The 20,746-nt window shown below is 66.3% G+C and carries 25 protein-coding genes; 15 read left to right on the top strand and 10 right to left on the bottom strand.

What is annotated here, in order from left to right; all coding sequences use genetic code 11:
• Positions 1-20 precede the first annotated feature (20 nt).
• The 3 genes from LRC39_RS01300 (at position 21) to LRC39_RS01290 (ending at position 2,272) form a co-directional block, all read left to right on the top strand.
• Positions 21-1,010, top strand: coding sequence for an NAD(P)H-dependent glycerol-3-phosphate dehydrogenase (locus LRC39_RS01300; RefSeq protein WP_346296087.1), 990 nt, complete (start codon positions 21-23; stop codon positions 1,008-1,010).
• 2 nt (positions 1,011-1,012) lie between these two features.
• A complete protein-coding gene (locus LRC39_RS01295) occupies positions 1,013-1,426 on the top strand; it encodes an EVE domain-containing protein (RefSeq protein ID WP_107342497.1) in 414 nt (137 codons plus the stop codon).
• A gap of 183 nt (positions 1,427-1,609) precedes the next feature.
• Positions 1,610-2,272 (top strand): class I SAM-dependent methyltransferase, encoded by a 663-nt coding sequence (locus tag LRC39_RS01290; protein WP_346296086.1) that lies wholly within the window; start codon positions 1,610-1,612, stop codon positions 2,270-2,272.
• A gap of 9 nt (positions 2,273-2,281) precedes the next feature.
• Here the strand turns inward: LRC39_RS01290 and mtaB are convergent, their stop codons facing one another.
• Positions 2,282-3,553: a tRNA (N(6)-L-threonylcarbamoyladenosine(37)-C(2))-methylthiotransferase MtaB gene (gene mtaB / locus LRC39_RS01285; protein WP_346296085.1), complete on the bottom strand. Its 1,272-nt coding sequence runs from the start codon at positions 3,551-3,553 to the stop codon at positions 2,282-2,284.
• A complete protein-coding gene (gene dapF / locus LRC39_RS01280) occupies positions 3,553-4,434 on the bottom strand; it encodes a diaminopimelate epimerase (RefSeq protein WP_346296084.1) in 882 nt (293 codons plus the stop codon). The genes mtaB and dapF overlap by 1 nt, the downstream gene beginning before the upstream one ends.
• A 236-nt stretch (positions 4,435-4,670) precedes the next feature.
• Between dapF and LRC39_RS01275 the strand changes: the two genes are divergently transcribed.
• The gene (locus LRC39_RS01275; protein ID WP_346296083.1) at positions 4,671-5,492 is read left to right on the top strand and encodes a GyrI-like domain-containing protein; all 822 of its coding nucleotides are present in this window, start codon (positions 4,671-4,673) and stop codon (positions 5,490-5,492) included.
• A complete protein-coding gene (locus tag LRC39_RS01270) occupies positions 5,489-6,187 on the top strand; it encodes an SIMPL domain-containing protein (protein WP_346296082.1) in 699 nt (232 codons plus the stop codon). Before LRC39_RS01275 ends, LRC39_RS01270 begins: the two co-directional genes overlap by 4 nt.
• 9 nt (positions 6,188-6,196) lie before the next feature.
• Here the strand turns inward: LRC39_RS01270 and LRC39_RS01265 are convergent, their stop codons facing one another.
• The 3 genes from LRC39_RS01265 to LRC39_RS01255 are packed head-to-tail and all read right to left on the bottom strand — an operon-like array spanning position 6,197 to position 7,919.
• Positions 6,197-7,258: an MBL fold metallo-hydrolase gene (locus LRC39_RS01265; RefSeq protein WP_346296081.1), complete on the bottom strand. Its 1,062-nt coding sequence runs from the start codon at positions 7,256-7,258 to the stop codon at positions 6,197-6,199.
• A gap of 4 nt (positions 7,259-7,262) precedes the next feature.
• The gene (locus tag LRC39_RS01260) at positions 7,263-7,670 is read right to left on the bottom strand and encodes a type II toxin-antitoxin system VapC family toxin (RefSeq protein WP_107353845.1); all 408 of its coding nucleotides are present in this window, start codon (positions 7,668-7,670) and stop codon (positions 7,263-7,265) included.
• Positions 7,671-7,919, bottom strand: a complete 249-nt coding sequence (locus tag LRC39_RS01255; RefSeq protein ID WP_107353844.1) for a type II toxin-antitoxin system Phd/YefM family antitoxin — start codon at positions 7,917-7,919, stop codon at positions 7,671-7,673.
• Positions 7,920-8,184: 265 nt separating this feature from the next.
• Between LRC39_RS01255 and ffh the strand changes: the two genes are divergently transcribed.
• From ffh to leuC, 7 genes are all read left to right on the top strand, one after another.
• The gene (gene ffh / locus LRC39_RS01250; protein ID WP_346296080.1) at positions 8,185-9,729 is read left to right on the top strand and encodes a signal recognition particle protein; all 1,545 of its coding nucleotides are present in this window, start codon (positions 8,185-8,187) and stop codon (positions 9,727-9,729) included.
• 167 nt (positions 9,730-9,896) lie between these two features.
• Complete coding sequence (gene rpsP / locus LRC39_RS01245; RefSeq protein WP_011155812.1) at positions 9,897-10,217, top strand: 30S ribosomal protein S16; 321 nt, start codon at positions 9,897-9,899, stop codon at positions 10,215-10,217.
• 12 nt (positions 10,218-10,229) lie between these two features.
• Positions 10,230-10,760, top strand: a complete 531-nt coding sequence (gene rimM / locus LRC39_RS01240; protein ID WP_107342489.1) for a ribosome maturation factor RimM — start codon at positions 10,230-10,232, stop codon at positions 10,758-10,760.
• Positions 10,757-10,900, top strand: a complete 144-nt coding sequence (locus LRC39_RS01235; RefSeq protein WP_346296079.1) for a hypothetical protein — start codon at positions 10,757-10,759, stop codon at positions 10,898-10,900. The genes rimM and LRC39_RS01235 overlap by 4 nt, the downstream gene beginning before the upstream one ends.
• Positions 10,897-11,643, top strand: coding sequence for a tRNA (guanosine(37)-N1)-methyltransferase TrmD (gene trmD / locus LRC39_RS01230; protein ID WP_346296078.1), 747 nt, complete (start codon positions 10,897-10,899; stop codon positions 11,641-11,643). Before LRC39_RS01235 ends, trmD begins: the two co-directional genes overlap by 4 nt.
• 113 nt (positions 11,644-11,756) lie before the next feature.
• On the top strand, positions 11,757-12,146 hold the full coding sequence (gene rplS, locus LRC39_RS01225) for a 50S ribosomal protein L19 (RefSeq protein WP_011155809.1): 390 nt from the start codon (positions 11,757-11,759) through the stop codon (positions 12,144-12,146).
• Between the two features lie 310 nt (positions 12,147-12,456).
• Positions 12,457-13,866 (top strand): 3-isopropylmalate dehydratase large subunit, encoded by a 1,410-nt coding sequence (leuC, locus tag LRC39_RS01220; RefSeq protein ID WP_164573476.1) that lies wholly within the window; start codon positions 12,457-12,459, stop codon positions 13,864-13,866.
• A 60-nt stretch (positions 13,867-13,926) separates the two neighbouring features.
• On the opposite strand, the gene LRC39_RS01215 is transcribed toward leuC, so the two are convergent.
• From LRC39_RS01215 to LRC39_RS01200, 4 genes are all read right to left on the bottom strand, one after another.
• A complete protein-coding gene (locus LRC39_RS01215; protein ID WP_346296077.1) occupies positions 13,927-14,619 on the bottom strand; it encodes a hypothetical protein in 693 nt (230 codons plus the stop codon).
• 122 nt (positions 14,620-14,741) lie between these two features.
• Positions 14,742-15,068, bottom strand: a complete 327-nt coding sequence (locus LRC39_RS01210; RefSeq protein ID WP_346296076.1) for a hypothetical protein — start codon at positions 15,066-15,068, stop codon at positions 14,742-14,744.
• 111 nt (positions 15,069-15,179) lie between these two features.
• Positions 15,180-15,461 carry a hypothetical protein gene (locus LRC39_RS01205; protein ID WP_107342484.1) on the bottom strand — a complete coding sequence of 94 codons (282 nt, stop codon included), beginning with the start codon at positions 15,459-15,461 and terminating at the stop codon, positions 15,180-15,182.
• 235 nt (positions 15,462-15,696) lie between these two features.
• Positions 15,697-16,041: a hypothetical protein gene (locus tag LRC39_RS01200; RefSeq protein ID WP_346296075.1), complete on the bottom strand. Its 345-nt coding sequence runs from the start codon at positions 16,039-16,041 to the stop codon at positions 15,697-15,699.
• A gap of 103 nt (positions 16,042-16,144) precedes the next feature.
• Here LRC39_RS01200 and LRC39_RS01195 point away from each other — a divergent pair, with 103 nt between their 5' ends.
• The 3 genes from LRC39_RS01195 to LRC39_RS01185 all read left to right on the top strand — a co-directional run bounded on the left by LRC39_RS01195 (position 16,145) and on the right by LRC39_RS01185 (position 19,667).
• Positions 16,145-16,558, top strand: a complete 414-nt coding sequence (locus LRC39_RS01195; RefSeq protein ID WP_164607216.1) for a metallopeptidase family protein — start codon at positions 16,145-16,147, stop codon at positions 16,556-16,558.
• Between the two features lie 85 nt (positions 16,559-16,643).
• Positions 16,644-17,249 carry a 3-isopropylmalate dehydratase small subunit gene (gene leuD, locus LRC39_RS01190; RefSeq protein ID WP_346296074.1) on the top strand — a complete coding sequence of 202 codons (606 nt, stop codon included), beginning with the start codon at positions 16,644-16,646 and terminating at the stop codon, positions 17,247-17,249.
• A 726-nt stretch (positions 17,250-17,975) separates the two neighbouring features.
• On the top strand, positions 17,976-19,667 hold the full coding sequence (locus LRC39_RS01185) for a methyl-accepting chemotaxis protein (RefSeq protein ID WP_346296073.1): 1,692 nt from the start codon (positions 17,976-17,978) through the stop codon (positions 19,665-19,667).
• Between the two features lie 175 nt (positions 19,668-19,842).
• Here LRC39_RS01185 and LRC39_RS01180 read toward each other — a convergent pair whose 3' ends face one another.
• On the bottom strand, positions 19,843-20,721 hold the full coding sequence (locus tag LRC39_RS01180; protein ID WP_346296072.1) for an HpcH/HpaI aldolase/citrate lyase family protein: 879 nt from the start codon (positions 20,719-20,721) through the stop codon (positions 19,843-19,845).
• Between the last annotated feature and the right edge of the window lie 25 nt (positions 20,722-20,746).

The raw sequence follows: 20,746 nt of genomic DNA, 5'->3' as shown, positions 1-20,746 counted from the left end.
ATGGCTTGGATGATGTTGCGATGAGTTCGTTGAAGTCGATTGCCGTGCTCGGAGGCGGAGCCTGGGGCACGGCGCTGGCGCAGACCGCCGCGCGGGCGGGCCGAAGCGTGACGCTGTGGGAGCACGATGCCGGCAATGCCGAGCATCTGATTGCGGCGCGTGAGAGCCGCTTCCTGCCCGGCGTGCGGCTCGAATCCTCGATCCAGGTGACGCGCGACCTCGCCGAGGCGGCGCGCGCCGACGCGCTGCTGCTGGTGGTGCCGGCACAGGTGCTGCGCCAGGTGGTGACGTCGCTGCAGCCGCTGATCGCGCCGCGAACCCCGCTGGTCGCGTGCGCCAAGGGCATCGAGCACGGCACCCACCGGTTCATGACCGAGATCGTTGCCGAAGCGGCACCGGCCGCGATCCCGGCGATCCTGTCGGGGCCGAGCTTTGCGGCGGACGTGGCGCGCGGCCTGCCGACAGCGGTGACGATCGCCGCCACCGATGCGGCCTGCGCGCAGGCGCTGGCCCAGGCGATGAATTCCGGCAGCTTCCGCCCGTATCATTCGACCGACGTGCGCGGCGTCGAACTCGGCGGCGCCACCAAGAACGTGCTGGCGATCGCCGCCGGCATCGTCGAGGGCCGCCAGCTCGGCGCGTCGGCGCTGGCGGCGATGACGACGCGCGGCTTCGTCGAACTGGTGCGGTTCGGCAAGGCCTATGGGGCACGGATCGAGACCATGCACGGCCTGTCGGGTCTCGGCGATCTGACGATGTGCTGCTCGACGCCGCAGTCGCGCAACTTCTCATTCGGCATGGCGCTCGGCCGCGGCGAGCAGATCGAGACCGCCGCGCACGGCAAGCTGGCGGAAGGCTACTACACCGCGCCGGTGCTGCTGGAGATGGCGCAGGCCAAGGACATCGACATGCCGATCTCGACCGCGGTAGCGGCGGTGCTGAGCGGCAAGCTCAGCGTTGATGCAGCGATCGAAGGGCTGCTGACGCGGCCGCTCAAGGCGGAGGAATAGACGTGGCGTATTGGCTGGTGAAATCCGAGCCGTCGGTGTGGTCGTGGGACCAGCAGGTCGCCAAGGGTGCCGAGGGCGAAGCCTGGACCGGCGTACGCAATCACTCCGCCAAGCTGCACATGGTGGCGATGCGCCGCGGCGACCGCGCGTTCTACTATCACTCCAACGAGGGCAAGGAGATCGTCGGCATCGCCGAGATCATCCGTGAAGCCTACCCGGATCCAACCGATGCCAGCGGCAAGTTCGTCTGCGTTGATATCAAGGCCGAGAAGCCCTTGAAGACGCCCGTGACCCTCGCCGCCATCAAGGCCGAGCCCCGCCTCGCCGAAATGGCGCTGCTGAAATACTCGCGCCTGTCGGTTCAGCCGGTCACCGCCGAGGAATGGAAGCTGGTCTGCAAGATGGGCGGGCTTTAGCCCCAAGGTGCCCTGATTATTGTGACGTCATCCCCGCGGATGCGGGGGATCGAGTATTCCAGAGCGTTCGCGATCGACCTCGGGCTCTCTTCCGATACTGGATCGCCCGCCTGCGTGGGCGATGACGTGGTTGGCCTTTGGGCAACGCTTTACATCTCTCCGCCGCTCGCCCATCACCGCGCGATGAGCAGCTCCGCCATTACCGATCCGATCGCCTTCATCCATGCCAACACCCGGCTGCACGAGGTGCCGCTGGTGCCGGAGGTGGTGCTGCATGTCGCCGACGAGGCGCTGCCGCTGTGGAGCAAGACCGAAGAAGAGCTCGGTGAGGCCGGTTTGCCGCCGCCGTTCTGGGCGTTCGCCTGGGCCGGCGGGCAGGCGCTGGCGCGCTATGTGATGGATCATCCGCAGGATGTCGCCGGCAAGGAGGTGATTGATCTGGCCTCCGGCTCCGGGCTGGTGGCGATCGCGGCGATGAAGGCCGGCGCGCGCAAGGTCACCGCGTTCGATATCGATGGTTTTGCCCGCGAGGCGATCCTGGTCAATGCCGCGGCCAATGGCGTCGTGATCGAGGTCTGCGGCGACGATCTGCTTGCCGGGCCGCATCCGCTGCCGGCTCAGGCCGTGCTGGCCGGCGATATCTTCTATCAGCAGGACATCGCCGGGCTTGCCTTCACCTTCCTGCAAGGCCGTGCAGCACAGGGCGCGCAAGTGCTGATCGGCGATCCCGGACGCTACTATCTGCCGAAAGACAAGCTCGTGCAGCTTGCGAGCTACGGCGTGCCGGTGACGCGCGAACTGGAAGATTCCGAAATCAAACACACCGGCGTTTGGACGCTGAAGTAATTGGCGTCGCTATACGGTCAGCCGCGCACCGTCGTGACCGGTGATCCGCAGGGTCTGCACATCTCCGGGCGTCGCGCCTGAGATCGCGACCGGAAGGAAGTGCTCGGTGCGGCCCTGCGTCGGGCTCTCGATCAGCACCGCGCGGGTCGCGCCGATCTCGGCGGCCCGCCGCCGCTGCAGCGCTGCTTCGCCGGCGGCACGCAGCCGGGCGGCGCGATCGCGGATCACGCGGCCGTCGAGCTGCGGCATCCGCGCCGCCGGCGTGCCGGGCCGCGGCGAATACGGAAACACATGTAGAAAAGTCAGGCCGCATTCTTCGACCAGGTCGAGCGAGCGCTGAAACATCTCGTCGGTCTCAGTTGGAAATCCGGCGATCACATCGGCGCCGAGCGCGATGTCGGGCCGCAGTCGCCGGGCCTCGGCACAGAATGCGATCGCGTCAGCGCGCGCATGCCGGCGCTTCATCCGTTTGAGGATCAGATCGTCGCCGGCCTGTAGCGACAGGTGCAGATGCGGCATCAGCCGCGGCTCGGTGGCGAGCGCATCGATCAGATCGCGATCGGCCTCAACCTGATCGATCGACGAGATCCGCAGCCGCTGCAGCTCCGGCACGTGCCGTAACACTTTCTTAACCAGGGCACCGAGCTTCGGCGTGCCCGGCAGGTCGGCGCCGTAGCTGGTGAGGTCGACCCCGGTCAGCACGATCTCGGCGTGGCCGCGCTCGGCCAACCGCCGCACCTGCTCGACCACCGCGCCGACCGGCACCGAGCGGGAATTCCCACGGCCATACGGGATGATGCAGAAGGTGCAGCGATGGTCGCAGCCGTTCTGTACCTGCACGAACACCCGCGGCAGTCCGCTCTGGTAACCGTCCAGCAGATGCGGCGCCATCTCGCGCACCGCCATGATGTCGGCGACCGCGATCTTCTGTTCGCTGTCGAGTCCGAAGCTCGGGCCTGCGTCGAGCGCGCCCTTGGCGGCGTGCCAGGCGTGGCTGCGGGTCTTGTCGTCGTTTCCGATGACGCGGTCGACTTCGGCCATCGCGGCGAATGTCGCCGGCTCGGTCTGCGCCGCGCAGCCGGTGACGATGATCCGGGTCTCGGGGCGCGCGCGCTTCAGCTTGCGGATCTGCTGCCGCGCCTGCGCCACCGCCTCGTTGGTCACCGCGCAGCTGTTGACCACGATGGTGTCAGCGAGGCCGGCGCCTTCAGCCTCGCGCCGGATCAGCTCGGACTCGAACGCGTTGAGGCGGCAGCCGAAGGTAACGACCTCGACGGCCATCAGGCGCCAGTCGGGTCGAGCGCGCGGGCGAACAGCGCCGGATCGAACCGGCCTTCGAACTCGAATTCGGCGCCGCCGGTCATCAGCACGTGGTTGTCGCTCTCGCGCCACTCGATGGTGAGCGGGCCGCCCGGCAGCGTCATCTCGACAGTCCGCTCGGTGCGCTTCAGCCGCGCGGCCGCGACCGCGGTCGCACAGGCGGCCGAGCCGCAGGCCTTGGTCAGCCCGGCGCCGCGCTCCCAGGTCCGCATCGTGATGTGCTGGCGATCGACGATATGGGCGAGCGTGATGTTGGCCCGCTCCGGAAAGATCGGATGGTTCTCGAGCAGTGGTCCGAACCGGCCGAGATCATAGGCGTTCACGTCGTCGACCCAGAAGATCGCGTGCGGGTTGCCCATGCTGACGACCGAAGGCGTGTGCAGCACCGGCGCGTCGATCGGGCCGATCTGCAATTCGATCATCCGGGTGTCGCGGAATTCCTCGGCCAGCGGAATGTCCTGCCAGCCGAACTTCGGCTCGCCCATGTCGACGGTGTAGAGGCCGTCGGCCGGGCCGCGCCAGCAATTGAGCAGTCCGGCGCGGGTCTCGAAGGTCAGGCCGTTCTGGTCGCTGCCGGCGAACATCTGCCGCGCGACGCAGCGCATGCCGTTGCCGCAGGCGCCGGATTCGGAGCCGTCATTGTTGTAGATCCGGACGAAGGCTTCGGTGCCGGGCAGCCGGGCCGGCTGCAGCAGCATCAGCTGATCGTAGGGCACATGCGTCGCCACCGCCCGCGCATCGGCCGGCGTCACCGGCGCAGGCTGGTCGCGCAGGTCGACCACCACGATTTCGTTGCCGATGCCGTTCATCTTGGCGAACAGGCGGTTGTCCAGCGCGCTCATGCTCTCGTCCTCGCCGCGCCTATATGGCGAACCCGGCCCGGTTTGGCCAGCCTGCCGCCCGCAGCGGCGCGCGGCCACAGGGAAGCCACACCGTCATCGCATGGCTCGCCAGGACGGGACGAAATCGCGGATCGGATGTTATGAGGAGCCGCTCGACTCGGTGACTGGCGCGAACTCCGATGCTGCGCCACGCGGGAAGGTCGGGCGACGCTCGCGGTGGCCTTGGGAGAGATGGAATGGAACGCCCCTGCCTGTTTGGTGTTACGCGCGTCGGGCTGATGCCGGCGCTGGTGCTGACGCTCGGCATTGCCGGCGCGTCCGCCCAGACCGCCCCCGACGCCAGCAAGGATGCCAAGGACAAGCCGGCCGCCGCAGCACCGGCGCCAGCTCAGACCGCGCCGACCCAGCCGGCACCGGCTCAGGCCACGTCGGCACCTGCCACCCCGGCAAATCCGTCGACCTCTGCGCCGTCGACCTCTGCCCCGGCGACGCCGCCGACCGCGAGCGAAACACCGGCTGCGACGCCGGCTCCCGCCACGCCTCCGTCAGCGGCTCAGACACCCGCGGCGCCGTCCACGCCCGCACCGGTGCAGACAGCTGATCCGTTCGGCGAGGAGACCACGCTGGAGCCGAAGACGGTGGTGATCCTGAAGGGCAAGGCGAACTGGGATAACGCCTTCGACAGCCTGATGGATGCGTTCAAGTCGCTGACGGCGCTGCTCGACAAGCAGGGCATCGCGCCGAACGGCAACCCGATGATCGTCTACACCTCGACCGACGATGCCGGCTTTACTTTCCAGGCCCAAATCCCAGTGCCGCAGGAGCCGAAGAACCTCGCCAAGTCGATGAGCATCGGCAAGTCGCCCGACGGCAAGGCGCTGAAATTCGTCCACCGCGGCTCCTACGACAACATGGACAACACCTACGAGGCGATCACCAACTTCCTCGACGACAAGAAGCTCGAGGCCAAGGACACCTTCATCGAGGAGTACATCACCGACCCGCTGAAGACCGCCGAAGACAAGCTGGTGATCAACGTTTATGTGCCGATGAAATGAACATGCTCCGCTCGCTCTCCATCGCTGCCGCCGCCTGTTGTCTGTTCGTCGCGCTCCCGGCCAGCGCTCAGGACGTCCCGCCGCCGGGCATCGTCGTGCGCGGCGAAGCCCAGAAGTCGGTCGCGCCCGACACCGCCCTGATCGAAGCCGGGGTGTCGAACTTCGCCAAATCGGCCCGTGCGGCGGCGGAAGCCACCAATCTGGCGATCGGCAAGGTGCTGCTGGAGTTGAAGAACGCCGGCATCGACGGCAAGGACATCCAGACCTCGCAACTGTCGCTGCAGCCGCAATACGCCGACCGACCCGGCCCGAGCGAAGTCACCGGCTATGTGGCCAAGAACATCGTGTCGGTGCGGGTACGCGAAGTCGCGGCGTTGGCGGGCATTCTCGACCGGCTGATGGTAGCCGGCGCCAATGAGGTTCGCGGCATCAGCTTCACGGTCAGCAACGCATCGAAACTGCTCGATGAAGCGCGGACCGAAGCGGTCGCCGATGCCCGCCGCAAGGCCGAGATCTACGCGCGTGCCGCCGGTCTCACGCTGGGCGCGCCACTATCGATCGCGGAGGAGTCCGGCCCCAGCGTGATGCCGATGCGCAAGATGGCGGCGGATCTGTCGGCCGGCGCCCAGGTGGCGCCCGGCGAGCAAACCCTGAATGTCTCGGTCACGGTGAACTGGGGCATCAAGGCGCAGTAAGCTCGGCGCTCACAGCTCGAACACCTGCCCGGGCTTGAGCACCGGAAACCGCTCGCGCGCAATGCCCTCTGCAGCGAGCGCCGCATACAGCGCCTGTTCGGGGGCGTCGATCGCCTCGTCGGTGAGCTGGAAGGTGCCGTGGTGATTGGCGAGCGCCCGCTCGGCGCCGCAATCGGCCAGCGCTTTCACGGCGTCAGCTGGATTCATGTGCTGATCCTGCATGAACCAGCGCGGCTCGTAGGCGCCGATCGGCAGGATCGCCAGCTTCAGCGGGGCGTGCGCATCGCGAACGCGGCGGAAGTGCCGGCCATCGCCATAGCCGGAATCGCACACCACGTAGATCTTGCCGGCGGGCGTTTCGAGCACGAAGCTGGCCCACAGCGCGCGGTTGCGGTCGAACAGGCCGCGGGCGGTCCAATGCCGGGTCGGCACCAGCGTCACTGCGACGCGATCATTCAGTTCGACGCGGTCACTCCAGTCATAAGCTTCGGCGCGGATCGTGGCATCGTGCGCCGTCATGGTCAGATCGTTGCCGAGCGGCGTGATCACCCGCGGCCCATGCGCGGCAGCAAGCCGCGACAGCGTAGCGAGGTCGAGATGGTCGTAATGGCCGTGTGACACCAGCACCACATCGATCTTCGGCAGGCGGTCGAACGCGATGCCCGGATCGTTGTGCCGTTTGGGTCCGGCGAAGCTGACCGGCGACACCCGCTCCGACCATACCGGGTCGATCAGGATGTTCAGTCCGGCGGTCTGGATCAGCCAGCTCGCATGGCCGACATAAACCAGCCTGACGCGGGCGCCGTCGACACGCGGCGGCGGGGTGTCGGCGAACGGGCTCGGCGCCCAGTCCGGCCATTGCGCTGGCTTGTGGCTGAATCGCCAGCGCATCACCTCCCAGAAGCTCTTCGGCGGCGCCCCATCGGGATCGAAGAAGCGCGTGCCATCGAAGTGATCGGTGACCGGGCCTTGGTAATAGCTCATGCGGGAGATCCAGAGGGAGGAAAGCCCGGCCGTGGCGGCAAGGCCGGCAGCGGTCGCCAGCAGGCGGCGGCGCGTGATCAGGCTCATTCGCTCATGCGCCGACCAGGGCAACGCCTTCGGCGGTCGCCGCCCGGACCAATGCCGCGTCGAGCGTCGCCAGCCCGATCCGCTCGCGCTGCGCCAGTTCGAGATAGGCGGCGTCGTAGAAAGTCAGGCGGTGGCGCTGGGCCAGATCGAACACGGCATCAGCACCAGGAAGAGGATCCAAGACGATGGCCGCCCGATTTATCCGATCGAGCACTCGCTTCATTTGCTGATGGTCGATCCGGCCCCGCCTTGATCCGACCAAAACGGCGTTGCGGAGTTCAAACCAGAACAGCGCGGGTGCAACTGCGGTTGCGCCGCGTTGCAGACGTGTAAAAGCGGCGTCGGCGACAGGTTCATCCTCATCGTCGAAACAATACGCCGCTGCCACAGAGGCATCGATTACGAAGCGCACTTAGAACCGACGGCCTTCGTCGCGCCAAGCAATGATCTCTTCGGCAGTTGCCCGTCCCGACTTCTTACGCAGCTCTTTCAGTTCTTCGATGGCCCGCCGAGCATCCTCCCGACGGCTTTCGTCGAACGGAGGCGCGAGCTCGAACGAACCCGCTCCCTCGCGGCTGATCGTCACTGTTTCGCCGCGCTCGACCTCATCGAGCAGTTTCGCGATATTGGCCCGCGCATCTGCCAAGCTGACGTGCTTCATGACCTTGGACCTCGTTAGGCTCTCGAAATATAGCGTCTTTCCGCGTATTCGGGAGTCCCGCCGAAGCGCCGGAGCGCCGGATTTCTTGACTTCGGGGGCCTCCGGCGTCTAGATGCGCGCGAAATCTCGAAAAGTGCTCTTTTCGATCCGCCGCCCGGTCCAAGAGGCCGGAGGTCAACGTCCGACAGCGCGATGCGCCCTCGGGCGCCATAAGTGTTTGGTTTTGTAGGCCTTTCGCCGGAAGGCCGTCGCTGGAATTGGGCCGATGTTCGACAATCTCTCGGATAAGCTGGGCGGTATTCTCGATCGGCTGACCGGGCGCGGTGCGCTCAGCGAGGCCGATGTCGATGCGGCGATGCGCGAAATCCGTCGCGCGCTGCTGGAAGCCGACGTCGCGCTCGAAGTGGTGCGCTCGTTCACCGAACGGGTGCGCGAGCAGGCGGTCGGCGCCACCGTCGTCAAGTCGGTCAAGCCCGGCCAGATGGTGGTCAAGATCGTCAACGACGAGCTGATCGCCACGCTGGGGTCCGAAGTTCAGTCGATCGACCTTAACGCCGTGCCGCCGGTGCCGATCATGATGGTCGGTCTGCAAGGCTCCGGTAAGACCACCACCACCGCCAAGCTGGCGCGCCGCATGACCGAGCGCGACAAGCGCAAGGTGCTGATGGCCTCGCTTGACGTCTATCGTCCGGCCGCGATGGAGCAGCTCGCGGTGCTCGGCCGCGATCTTTCGATCGACACGCTGCCGATCGTCGCCGGTCAGCAGCCGCCGGATATCGCCCGGCGTGCGATGGAAGCCGGCAAGCTCGGCGGCTACGACGTGGTGCTACTCGACACCGCCGGCCGCACCACGCTCGACGAAGAGATGATGACCGAGGCGGCCGAGATCAAAGCTGCCGCCAATCCGCACGAAGTGCTGCTGGTCGCTGATAGCTTGACCGGTCAGGACGCCGTCAATCTCGCGCGCGCGTTCGATCAGCGGGTCGGCCTCACCGGCATCGTGCTGACCCGTATCGACGGCGACGGCCGCGGCGGTGCCGCGCTGTCGATGCGCGCCGTCACCGGCAAGCCGATCAAGCTGATGGGCACCGGCGAAAAGACCGATGCCCTCGAAGACTTCCATCCGAGCCGGATCGCCAGCCGCATTCTCGGCATGGGCGACATCGTCTCGCTGGTCGAAAAGGCCGCTGCGACGCTGGACGCCGAAAAGGCCGCCGCCGTCGCCGAGAAGATGCGCAAGGGCAAGTTCGACCTGACGGACTTGCGCGATCAGCTGCTGCAGATGACCAAGATGGGCGGCATCGGCGGCCTGATGGGCCTGATGCCCGGCATCTCGAAGATGAAGAACCAGATCGCCGCCTCCGGCATCGACGACAAGGTGCTCAAGCGCCAGGTTGCGATCATCGATTCGATGACCCGCGAGGAGCGCAAGAACCCCGACATCCTCAAGGCCAGCCGCAAGAAGCGCATCGCCGCCGGCGCCGGCATCAAGGTCGAGGACGTCAACAAGTTGCTGAAGATGCATCGCAACATGGCCGACATGATGAAGGCCGTGGGTCGCGGCAAGGGCGGCCCGATGGCCGGCTTCGCCAAGGCGATGGGCTTCGGTGGTGGCCTGCCCTCGCCGGACGAGATCAAGGCGATGCAGGAAAAGATGAAGAGCGGCGACATGCCCGAAGGGCTGCCGGAGCTGCCGAAGGACCTGCCGGCGTCGCTGCGCGGCGGCATGCCCAATCTGCCCGGCCTCACCGGCCTGTCCGGCAAGCCGACTCTGCCGGGCCTCGGCGGCTTCCTCGGGAAGAAGAAATGAGGCAGCTCACTCACCTCTCTGTCATTTCGGGGCGCCGCGCAGCGGCGAATCCGGAATCTCTCTCCCAGAACAGCTCGGGATTCCGGGTTCGCGCTTCGCGCGCCCCGGAATGACGAACTAATCATTTAGTCACAAACACACACGAACCCCCACCTAGGAGATCCGTAATGTCCGTCGTCATCCGCCTCGCGCGCGCTGGTACCAAGAAGCGCCCGTTCTATCACGTCGTCGTCGCCGACTCGCGCTTCCCGCGCGATGGCCGCTTCATCGAGCGTCTCGGCTACTTCAATCCGCTGATGGCGAAGGACAACGAAGCCCGCCTCAAGCTCGACCTCGACAAGGTCAAGGATTGGCTCGCCAAGGGCGCGCAGCCGTCGGACCGCGTGGCCCGCTTCCTCGACACCGCCGGTGTCCGCAAGCGTGAAGCCCGCAACAATCCGGAGAAGGCGGTGCCGCGCAAGGAGCGCAAGGCCGCCGACGGCAAGTAAGCGGGGCGGTTGATGCCGTCCGGGCTCATCTGCGTCGCCCGGATCGGCGCGCCGCACGGCGTGCGCGGTGCGGTGCGGCTGTGGAGCTTCACCGCCGATCCGTTCGCCGTGAGCGACTACGGTCCGCTCGTGACCAAGGACGGCGCGCGCCAGTTCGAGATCGCGAGCGCGCGCGAGGCCAAGAGCCATCTGGTGGTGACGCTGAAAGGCGTCACCACGCGCGATGAGGCCGAACGGCTCAACGGCGTCGAGCTCTATGTGGCGCGCGACAAGCTGCCGCCGACCGAGGCCGACGAGTACTACCACGCCGATCTGATCGGGCTCGCCGCGGTCACCACGACGGGCGATCCGCTCGGCAAGGTGGTGGCGATCCATAATTTCGGCGCCGGCGACATCATCGAAATTGCGCCGCCGTCGGGTCCGACGCTGCTGCTGCCGTTCACCAACGCGGTGGTGCCGACCGTCGACCTCGCCGCCGGCCAGGTGGTGATCGAACCGCCGAACGAGATCGAAGGCGACACGCCGAACCATCCGGAGGCGTGACGCGGACGTTCCGCACCGACGTCGCCGCGCTTATCATCGTCATCGCCGGGCTCGACCCGGCGATCCATCATCTTGCGAAGAAGCTGGATGCGCGGGTCAAGCCCGCGCATGACGCCTCACCTTTTGCAGGCTCTGCATGACTTGGCGCGCCACCGTCCTCACCCTGTTTCCGGAGATGTTTCCCGGCCCGCTCGGCGTCAGCCTGGCGGGGCGCGCTCTGGCGTCCGGGCTGTGGGGCCTGGAGGCGCGCGATATCCGGGACTCGGCCACTGACCGACACCGCAGCGTCGACGACACCCCGGCGGGCGGCGGCCCCGGCATGGTGCTGCGGGCCGACGTGCTGGCGGCCGCAATCGACGCCGTGGACGCATCCGCGGACCGTCCGCGTTTGGTGATGAGCCCGCGCGGTCGGCCATTGACCCAGACGCGCGTTGCCGAGCTGGCGGCCGGGTCCGGGCCGCTGATCGTCTGCGGCCGGTTCGAAGGCATCGACCAGCGGGTGATCGACGCGCGCGGGCTCGAGGAGGTCTCGATCGGCGATTACGTGCTGTCGGGCGGCGAGATCGCCGCGATGGCGCTGATCGACGCCTGCGTCCGGCTGCTGCCGGGCGTGATGGGCAAGCTGGAATCCTCGACCGACGAGAGCTTTTCGGCCGGTCTGTTGGAATATCCGCAATACACCCGGCCGCAGACGTTCGAGGGCCGGCCGATCCCCGAGGTGCTGCTGTCGGGCGATCACGGCAAGGTCGCGGCGTGGCGGCTGGGCGAAGCAGAGGCCCTAACCAAGGCCCGGCGACCGGATTTGTGGGCCGCTAGGCCGGCGCAAACCATTCGGGCAAAGGGCGAATCGCAAAAAACGCCAAAAAACAAGACGGACGGGTGACAAACCCCCAAGATTGCCGTATAGCACCGCCAAATCCGTGCAATGGCAGGACAATGGATCTTTGCGCAGCCCGCGCCGGGATGGTCGGGCGCGCCGCCGATGGAGAATTATCGATGAACCTGATTCAGACGCTCGAAAAAGAGCAGTTCGACAAGCTGTCGGCCGGCAAGACGATTCCGGAGTTCGGTCCCGGTGATACCGTGATCGTCAACGTGAAGGTCGTCGAAGGCGAGCGTTCGCGCGTGCAGGCCTACGAAGGCGTCTGCATCGGCCGCTCGGGCGGCGGCATCAACGAGAGCTTCACGGTGCGCAAGATCTCGTACGGCGAGGGCGTGGAGCGCGTGTTCCCGCTGCTGTCGCCGATGATCGACTCGATCAAGGTTGTGCGCCGCGGCAAGGTGCGTCGCGCCAAACTGTATTACCTGCGCAACCTGCGCGGCAAGTCGGCCCGCATCGTCGAGAAGAAGCAGGACCGCACCGCTGCAGTCGCTGCCGCCGAGTAATCGGCGCTTCGACATTTTGGTTTTTCGAAAGCGCGGCCTTCGGGTCGCGCTTTTTTGTTGCGCCTGCGCTGTGCGCCTGTCTGCTCGGCGAAGCGTTGTGGCCCTGCCGCGACGTGCTATATGGATGGAATGTTTCCAAACCGCCGCCGCGCCTCGAAGATTGTGCTCGACGACCGCAGCCGCCTGCCGTGGCGGTTCTTCGGCCGGCTGACCACGGCCGCGCTGATTAGTTGATCAGCCGACGGCGCATTGGCGCCGCGCGATCCACCTCACTTCGACAAATCAAAGATCCTTCCGAAGGACCGACACCATGTCCGCTAAGCCCACTACGCTGTACGACAAGATCTGGAACGACCATCTGGTCCACGAGGCCGAAGACGGCACTTGCCTGCTGTATATCGACCGGCATCTGGTGCACGAAGTGACTTCGCCGCAGGCGTTCGAAGGTCTGCGCACCGCCGGCCGCAAGGTGCATGCGCCGGAGAAAACGCTGGCGGTGGTCGATCACAACGTGCCGACCACGGATCGCTCCAAGCCCAATCCGGATCCGGAAAGCGCCGAGCAGATCGCCGCGCTGGCCGAGAACGCCCGCGACTTCGGCATCACCTACTACAACGAGTTCGACAAGCGTCAGGGCGTCGTCCACGTCATCGGCCCGGAGCAGGGCTTCACGCTGCCCGGCACCACTATCGTCTGCGGTGACAGCCACACCTCGACCCACGGCGCGTTCGGCGCGCTGGCGCACGGCATCGGCACCTCCGAGGTCGAGCACGTGCTGGCGACCCAGACGCTGATCCAGAAGAAGGCCAAGAACATGCGCGTGACCGTCGACGGCAAGTTGCCGGACGGCGTCACCGCCAAGGACGTGATCCTGGCGATCATCGGTGAGATCGGCACCGCGGGCGGCACCGGCTACGTGTTGGAATACGCCGGCGACGCGATCCGGTCGCTGTCGATGGAAGGCCGCATGACGGTCTGCAACATGTCGATCGAAGGCGGCGCCCGCGCCGGCCTGATCGCGCCGGACGAGCGCGCCTACGAATTCCTGAAGGGCCGTCCGCTGGCGCCCAAGGGCGCCGCCTGGGACGCCGCGCTGCGCTATTGGGAGACGCTGCGCTCCGACGACGGCGCGCATTTCGATCACGAGCTGAAGCTCGACGCCGCCGCATTGCCGCCGATCGTCACCTGGGGCACGTCGCCAGAGGACGTGATTTCGGTCACCGGCCGCGTGCCGAACCCGGCCGATATCGCCGATGAAGCCAAGCGGCTCTCCAAGGAGCGCGCGCTGGCCTATATGGGCCTGACGCCCGGCACCAAGATCACCGACATCAAGATCGATCGGATGTTCATCGGCTCCTGCACCAACGGCCGCATCGAAGACCTGCGCGCCGCCGCCAAGGTCGCCGAGGGCAAGACCGTCAACGCCAACGTCAACGCCATCATCGTGCCGGGCTCCGGACTGGTGAAGGAACAGGCCGAGGCCGAGGGGCTGGACAAGATCTTCATCAAGGCCGGCTTCGAATGGCGCGAGCCGGGCTGCTCGATGTGCCTCGCGATGAATCCCGACAAGCTGGCGCCGGAAGAGCGCTGCGCCTCGACCTCGAACCGCAACTTCGAGGGTCGTCAGGGCTTCAAGGGCCGCACCCATTTGGTGTCGCCCGCGATGGCCGCCGCCGCCGCGATCGCCGGCCACTTCGTCGACATCCGCGACTGGCACTAAGCACCGAACTAACAACCAACCAGGCGCCCCTCGGGGCGCCTGGTTTGCTTTTGAGATCGGTCAGTAAACGCGCCAGTGGCGATGGTGATGATGGTGGCGGTGATGATGCCGCCAGTGCCGGTGCCAGTGGTGCCGCCAGTGTCGGACATGGCAGACCCGACGCGGGCCATAGTAGGTCCACACCACGCGGCAGACCCGCGGCCGGTAGTAGCCGTAATAGGCTGGGTAGTAGTAGGCGGAGCCGTAATAGGCCGGCCCGTAATAGCCGTAAACGCGCGGCCGGTAGTAACGGCGGTGGAAGCCGTAGTGACGAGCGCCGAAATAGCGCGGCCGTCCGTAGAAGTGCGGTGCGCCATAGATCCGCGGGCCGCCGTAGAAATGCCGTCCGCCGCCGTAGAACCGTGGTCCAACCGCCGGTCCGCCGCGGAAGCCGCCATGGAATGCAGGTCCTCCCCGGAAATGACCGCCGCGGAATCCGCCGCCATGGAATCCGCCGACGCGGGGCCCACCGCCGCCATGGGCGAAATGATGCTGCACCTGGATCGGCTGCGTCGCTGCGGCAGAGCTGATAGATTTGGTCGCGGGAGTAGCCGGGGACAACGCCAGTGCTGGACGCGGTGTGATCGCTGAAATCGAAAGCGCCGCGGCTGCCATCAGCGCCGCCGCACCGATCCGGCGAACCAGCCGCAGAGGACCGGGCGCAGGTCGCAAGGATTGAGTTGCGGGCAAATGGATCACGCGCAGATCCGCCATCTCGCCTCTCCCTGCGCCGCAGGCGGCGCATTGTCGTTGCACCAGGAGCGCGACGCTAGGGCTGGCTGACTGAACGCGTGATGAATGGCCGAAGGCCGCCTACAGCGGCAGCGCCGCGGTGCTTACCACGACGGCCCGAGGCCCCAGCCGTAGCTGAACGGGAAGAACGGCGACACCGGGTCTGGCCGGTACCAATGCGGGCGGGCGTTGTAGTCGTAGCTGCCGCGCGGCCCATACACATAGGTGCGGTGCGGCGCCGCATGCCGCCGGACGTGGCGATGCTTGGCCTGCGGCTTGCGCTGCCGGGCGCTGATATCTGTCGCCTGCAGTGTTGTCACGCCGGGTGCCGTCACGCTGAGTGTCTGGGCGGCGCTCACAGGAGTTGCGCCCGCGAGACCGGCGGCGCCGAGCGCCGTCGCCACAATGGCCGCTCCGATCCATGTCCGCATCGTCACCTCCATCGGCTGTTACTGGCCATCATGTCGGCGTAACCTGCCGAAATGCAACCGCCGCAATGAAAACGGGCCCGCGTTTGCGGGCCCGTTGGTAACCGATCCGTATCAGCGCCAATGGCGGTGATGATGATGCCGGTAATGATGATGGTGGTGCCGGTGGCCGTAGTGCCGACGAATGTGGTGGTGACGGTGCCCACGGTAGTGATGGCGGTGCATGTGCCGGTGATGCCGGTACTGCACTTCGGTCGCCTGCGGGATGGCGTCCCGCTGGACCGCGGCGGCGATGCCCGGGGTCGACAGCGGCGCCGCCTCGGCGCGTTCGCCGGGGGCAGCGATCAGCAACAGACCGGCGATCGCAGCCAGGCCCGACCATTTCAGAATCTTCATCCAACAACTCCTTGGTTGGCGACGCGCGTCCGGCCGCTTGCTGGCGGTCGGCGGGCCGCTCGGCATGACCCCCTGACAATCAGGCTGACGCGCACGACGTGAATGCGGAGTGAATGCGCCACTCGCCGCACAGCAATGCGCGATCAGCGTACGAAGTTCCGGAAAGGGTGCTTATTGCTTGGTACTTGGCGTACCAACGAGGGGCCGCTGCGAAGCCTTCAGGCGAAGGCGAGGCTCACCCGCGGCGCCAGAAGCAGTTCATCCGCGGCACGATCACGGTGCCGCTCGGGCGATATTCCTGGACGTAGCTGGCAGTGCAGTCGCGCACCGCGTTCGGGCCCGGGTTGTATCGCGGAATGACGTCGTCGCCCTCGTCGCGCGGATAGACCGGCACTCGCCGCGGCGCCCGGCGAACCCGTTCCTGCGACGAGAAGTCGGTGAGACGATCGGCCGCTGAGCGCGAGGTGGTCGCTACCGCCTGCTGGGCCCCAGCCGGCACGGTCGCCGGCAGGCTGACAGCCAGCCCCAGTCCCAGCGTTGCCGCTGCGATCATAATCCGCCCCATGCTGCGCTGGTCCATGCCATCCGCCCCCTCAAAGCCCCGCGGCAACGTCCCCGATCACGGCGCCGTCGTCAACCGCAAGCCGCTTGCCGCCCCCACCCGATCGCGTACAACGGCCGGTATGTGGATCAATGCCAAAGCCCCCTCCCTCGCCGAGCTCGAACAGATGGCGCACGAGATGTTCGCCCGCCTGCCCGGCGAGTTCCGGTCGCTGTGTGAGGACGTCATCATCCGGGTCGACGATTTCGCCACCGAGGAGGTGCTCGACGAGCTCGGGGCCGAGACCGAATTCGACGTGCTCGGGCTGTTTCAGGGCATCGGCCTGCCGCAGCGCTCCAGCCAGGACGTCGCCCCGATGCCCAATATGATCTGGCTGTATCGCCGGCCGATCCTGGACTATTGGGCCGAGCACGACGACAGTCTGGGCGAGATCGTCCGCCATGTCCTGGTGCACGAGATCGGCCATCATTTCGGCCTGTCGGACGACGACATGGAGGCGATCGAGGCCAAGGCGGACGAGACGGCCGAGGATTGAACCCGCCGCGCGGGGCTCTGCGGTTTGCCGGCTTGACCGACGGCCTGGGGGCGCTAAGACCATTCCAAACCCCGGAGACCTGACGATGGACAAGTTCACCACGCTGGAAGGCGTCGCGGCGCCGCTGAAGATCATCAATGTCGACACCGACATGATCATTCCGAAGCAGTATCTGAAGACCATCAAACGCACCGGTCTCGGCAAGGGCCTGTTCTCGGAGCAGCGCTACAAGGACGACGGCAGCGAGAACCCGGATTTCATCCTCAACAAGCCGGCCTATCGCGGCGCCAAGATCCTGGTTGCCGGCGATAATTTCGGCTGCGGTTCGAGCCGTGAGCACGCCCCCTGGGCGCTGCTCGATTTCGGCATCCGCTGCGTGATCTCGACCTCGTTCGGCGACATTTTCTACAATAACTGTTTCAAGAACGGCGTGCTGCCGATCCGCGTGTCGCAGGCCGAGCTCGACAAGCTGTTCGACGACGCCGAGCGCGGCTCCAACGCCACGTTGACGATCGACCTGCCGGCGCAGGAAATCCGCGGTCCGGACGGCGGCGTGATCAAGTTCGAGATCGACCCGTTCCGTAAGCACTGCCTGATCAACGGCCTCGACGACATCGGCCTGACGCTGGAAAAGAAGCCGTCGATCGACGCCTACGAGACCAAGCTGAAGACCCAGCGCGCCTGGGCGTAACGCCCCGGCCTCCTGGCCCGGCGCGGGGAGACGAGCGGCGAACCAATATCGCTGCTTTTGCTCAGTCGGACAGTTCGCCGATCAAGCTTCGTGATGGCCGGGCTCACCCCGGCCATTTTCGTCTTTGTCGTCACGTCGGCTCAAAGCGTGGATTCTCGGGTTGTCCGAGCATGACGCGGGGAGAGAGCAGGCGTTCGACATCGCGGGCTCCGCGGAGCGGTGGCTTCAATCCATCGATGAAGCGCGCTATGCGACCACGCAATTGCGTCTCCGCTTACTTCATGCTTCTCAACCCGTAACGCCGCCGCGTGCATCGAATCGAGGCGCTGCCTCGATTCTCATCGAGGGCAACGACGATGCCAAGTGTGGCGGTGGCACGATCCGTGACCCTGCCACGATCGTCGTATGGACTCGCGCGCCGCATCGTCGCAATGCATGCTGTGCTACGCGGTTCGAAGTTTGCGTCTGGGGATGACGGAGGCCTGCGGCCTGCCCCCATCGCGAACTAACTACGCAGACGCGGCTCGATTCACCCGATCGGAATTGATCTGAAAACGGTTCTGCGTTGCGTAGAATCGTGCGTTCGCGTGTTCGTTGAATGACGGGAGTATGTCATTCTCACCTCGTGTAATTACGATCTTTAGAAGCGAATTCTCCCGTGGCGTAACGTCGTCTTAAGCCGGTGGAACTAATCAGATCGAAACTGATCCATCCGAGACTAACGTCATGAAAATTCGTCTTTCGATCACATCGATGATCGTCGCTTTCGCCGTGGTTGTTTTGGTGAGCCTCACGGCGATGCTGACCACCAACTTCATGGCGCTCAATCAATTGCGGGTCGGCGGGCCGTTGTATTCGCAGATCAAGCTTGGCAACGATCTGGTCGCCGACATCCTGCCGCCACCGGCCTATGTGATCGAAGCCTATCTGGAAGCGACGCTGGCGCTGCGCCGGCCGTCCGAATGGCGCGCCCATGCGGCAAAGCTCGAGCAGCTGCACCGCGACTATCTCGATCGGCAGAAATACTGGTTGGGCTCCGAACTCGATCCGGCCCTGAAGACGCGTCTGACCGTCGACTCCGACGCGGCGGTGCAGAAGTTTTGGAGAGCGGCCGAGCAGGAGCTGATCCCGGCCTTGAGCGCAGGTGACGAGGCGGCGGCCGAAGCCGCCTACACCAAGCTCGATTCAAACTATGCGGCGCATCGCGCCGTCATCGACGACATCGTCAAACGCGCCAATGCCGAGAACGCCGAACTCGAAACCGAAGCCGCACGGCAGGTCGGCAGCTACTCGACCATCGTGTGGATTCTGTCGGGCTTTGCGGCGCTGCTGATCGCGCTCGGCGTCGCCGGTCTCGCAGTCGGAATGGTGCGTCCGCTGGTGCGTCTCACCGCCGCCATGCAGGCGATGGCCGCCGGCATGCTCGACGTGGTGATCCCTGGCGCCGGCCGCAGCGATGAGATCGGCGGCATGGCCAAGGCGATCACCGCGATCAAGACCAACGCCGAGGAGAAGGCGAACCAGGAGGCCGCCGAGAAGAGCCGGCAGGAGCACCTCGCCGCCGAGCAGCGCAAGGCCGATATGGCGCGGCTCGCCGACGGCTTCGAAGACGCGGTCGGTGAGATCATCAAGACCGTGTCGTCGGCCGCCAACGAATTGGAAGCCGCCGCGCACTCGCTGTCCTCGACCGCGGCACGCTCGCTCGAACTGGCGGTGGGCGTCGCCTCGTCGTCGCAGGAGGCGTCTGCCGGCGTGCAGTCGGTGGCGTCGGCCAGCGAGGAGCTGACCGCATCGGTGCACGAGATCGGCCGGCAGGTGCAGACCTCCGCCAACGTGGCGAGCGAGGCGGCCGATCAGGCGCGCCGGACCAATGAACGCGTCAGCGAATTGTCGGCCGCTGCGGCCCGGATCGGGGACGTCGTCGAGCTGATCAGCAATATCGCAGGCCAAACCAATCTGCTGGCGCTGAACGCGACGATCGAAGCCGCCCGCGCCGGCGAAGCAGGCCGCGGCTTCGCCGTGGTGGCGTCGGAGGTCAAGGCGCTGGCCGAGCAGACCGGCAAGGCCACCGGCGAGATCGGCCAGCAGATCACCGGCATCCAGGCGGCGACCGGCGAGTCGGTGGCGGCCATCAAGGAGATCTGCTCGATCATCGGCCAGATGTCGGAGATCTCCTCCTCAATCGCCTCCGCGGTCGAAGAGCAGGGCATGGCCACCAAGGACATTGCGGTCAACATCCAGCACGCGGCCCACGGCACCTCGCAGGTCGACGAGGACATCGCCCGCGTCCAGGCCGGTGCGCGCGAGACCGGCGCTGCCTCGGTGCAGGTGTTGTCGGCCGCCAAATCGCTGTCGAGCGAGAGCAGCCGCCTCCGCGCCGAGGTCGGCAACTTCCTGGCGTCAGTGCGGGCGGCTTGATAGGGCGCTGCTTTAGCAGCCAGAACCAACCGTCATTCCGGGACGCCGCGCAGCGGCGGACCCGGAATCTCGACGTTCAAAGCACCGCCGGTCGCACAACCATCTCGGGATTCCGGGTTCGCGAGCTATCGCTCGCACACCGGAATGACTCCCGACTGAGTGATGTCCGTGGCGCTTAGTGGCCAGCCGTTTCGATCGCATCCGCGATCGCGATCGTCTTTTTGGCGATTTCTGCGTGCAGCCGTTCGACCATGCGGCCATCGAGCTGGATCGCGCCGCGGCCCTGGTTCTCCGGCCGCTCGAACGCCGCCAGGATCTTGCGGGCCTGAGCGACGTCTTCGGGCGGCGGCGTGAAGGCCGCGTTGCAGGCGTCGATCTGGCCGGGGTGGATCAGCGTCTTGCCGTCGAAGCCGAGATCGCGGGCCTGGGCACATTCCTCGGCGAGGCCGTCGACATTGCCGATGTCGCTATAGGGACCGTCGAGCGCGATCAGGCCGTGGACACGGGCGGCGAGCACGCAATGCGTGATCATCGACAGCATGGTGGAGCGGCCGGGCAGCATCCGGATCCCGGTCTCGCGCGAAATGTCGTTCGGGCCGAACACGAAGCCCTCCAGACGCGACTTCGGATCCTGCTTCTGAGCCGCCAGCTCTTCGGCGTGCAGCACGCCGCGCGCGGTCTCGATCATGATCCAGACCCGGATCGACGGATCGGCGCCGAGCTCGGCGAGCTTGTTGCCGACGGTGGCGATGTCTTCGATGGTCGAGACTTTCGGCACCAGAATGCCGTCCGGCCCGGCCTTCGCCGCCATCGCGATGTCGTCCTGCCACCAGGCGGTGTCGAGTGCGTTGATCCGCACCAGGATCTCGCGCTTGCCGTAGCCCTTGGCGGCCACCGCCGTGGCGATCTGATCGCGCGCCGTATCCTTGGCGTCCGGCGCCACCGCGTCTTCGAGGTCCAGGATCAGGCCGTCGGCGGGCAGCAGCCGGGCCTTTTCAAGCGCCCGCGCGTTTGATCCCGGCATGAACAACAGGCTGCGGCGCGGTCGAATCATGGTTCCCCCTTTGGCGTCACGAAAA

Source organism: Rhodopseudomonas sp. P1 (assembly GCF_039642825.1).
Classification (GTDB): domain Bacteria; phylum Pseudomonadota; class Alphaproteobacteria; order Rhizobiales; family Xanthobacteraceae; genus Rhodopseudomonas; species Rhodopseudomonas palustris_H.
This window is presented reverse-complemented; position numbering and strand designations above follow the sequence as displayed.

Coding starts and splice junctions, on each gene's coding strand:
- LRC39_RS01300 (WP_346296087.1), top strand. CDS start 21: ATGAGTTCGTTGAAGTCGATTGCCGTGCTCGGAGGCGGAGCCTGGGGC.
- LRC39_RS01290 (WP_346296086.1), top strand. CDS start 1,610: ATGAGCAGCTCCGCCATTACCGATCCGATCGCCTTCATCCATGCCAAC.
- mtaB (WP_346296085.1), bottom strand. CDS start 3,553: ATGGCCGTCGAGGTCGTTACCTTCGGCTGCCGCCTCAACGCGTTCGAG.
- dapF (WP_346296084.1), bottom strand. CDS start 4,434: ATGAGCGCGCTGGACAACCGCCTGTTCGCCAAGATGAACGGCATCGGC.
- LRC39_RS01275 (WP_346296083.1), top strand. CDS start 4,671: ATGGAACGCCCCTGCCTGTTTGGTGTTACGCGCGTCGGGCTGATGCCG.
- LRC39_RS01270 (WP_346296082.1), top strand. CDS start 5,489: ATGAACATGCTCCGCTCGCTCTCCATCGCTGCCGCCGCCTGTTGTCTG.
- LRC39_RS01265 (WP_346296081.1), bottom strand. CDS start 7,258: ATGAGCCTGATCACGCGCCGCCGCCTGCTGGCGACCGCTGCCGGCCTT.
- LRC39_RS01255 (WP_107353844.1), bottom strand. CDS start 7,919: ATGAAGCACGTCAGCTTGGCAGATGCGCGGGCCAATATCGCGAAACTG.
- ffh (WP_346296080.1), top strand. CDS start 8,185: ATGTTCGACAATCTCTCGGATAAGCTGGGCGGTATTCTCGATCGGCTG.
- rpsP (WP_011155812.1), top strand. CDS start 9,897: ATGTCCGTCGTCATCCGCCTCGCGCGCGCTGGTACCAAGAAGCGCCCG.
- rimM (WP_107342489.1), top strand. CDS start 10,230: ATGCCGTCCGGGCTCATCTGCGTCGCCCGGATCGGCGCGCCGCACGGC.
- trmD (WP_346296078.1), top strand. CDS start 10,897: ATGACTTGGCGCGCCACCGTCCTCACCCTGTTTCCGGAGATGTTTCCC.
- rplS (WP_011155809.1), top strand. CDS start 11,757: ATGAACCTGATTCAGACGCTCGAAAAAGAGCAGTTCGACAAGCTGTCG.
- leuC (WP_164573476.1), top strand. CDS start 12,457: ATGTCCGCTAAGCCCACTACGCTGTACGACAAGATCTGGAACGACCAT.
- LRC39_RS01215 (WP_346296077.1), bottom strand. CDS start 14,619: ATGGCGGATCTGCGCGTGATCCATTTGCCCGCAACTCAATCCTTGCGA.
- LRC39_RS01210 (WP_346296076.1), bottom strand. CDS start 15,068: ATGCGGACATGGATCGGAGCGGCCATTGTGGCGACGGCGCTCGGCGCC.
- LRC39_RS01205 (WP_107342484.1), bottom strand. CDS start 15,461: ATGAAGATTCTGAAATGGTCGGGCCTGGCTGCGATCGCCGGTCTGTTG.
- LRC39_RS01200 (WP_346296075.1), bottom strand. CDS start 16,041: ATGGACCAGCGCAGCATGGGGCGGATTATGATCGCAGCGGCAACGCTG.
- LRC39_RS01195 (WP_164607216.1), top strand. CDS start 16,145: ATGTGGATCAATGCCAAAGCCCCCTCCCTCGCCGAGCTCGAACAGATG.
- leuD (WP_346296074.1), top strand. CDS start 16,644: ATGGACAAGTTCACCACGCTGGAAGGCGTCGCGGCGCCGCTGAAGATC.
- LRC39_RS01185 (WP_346296073.1), top strand. CDS start 17,976: ATGAAAATTCGTCTTTCGATCACATCGATGATCGTCGCTTTCGCCGTG.
- LRC39_RS01180 (WP_346296072.1), bottom strand. CDS start 20,721: ATGATTCGACCGCGCCGCAGCCTGTTGTTCATGCCGGGATCAAACGCG.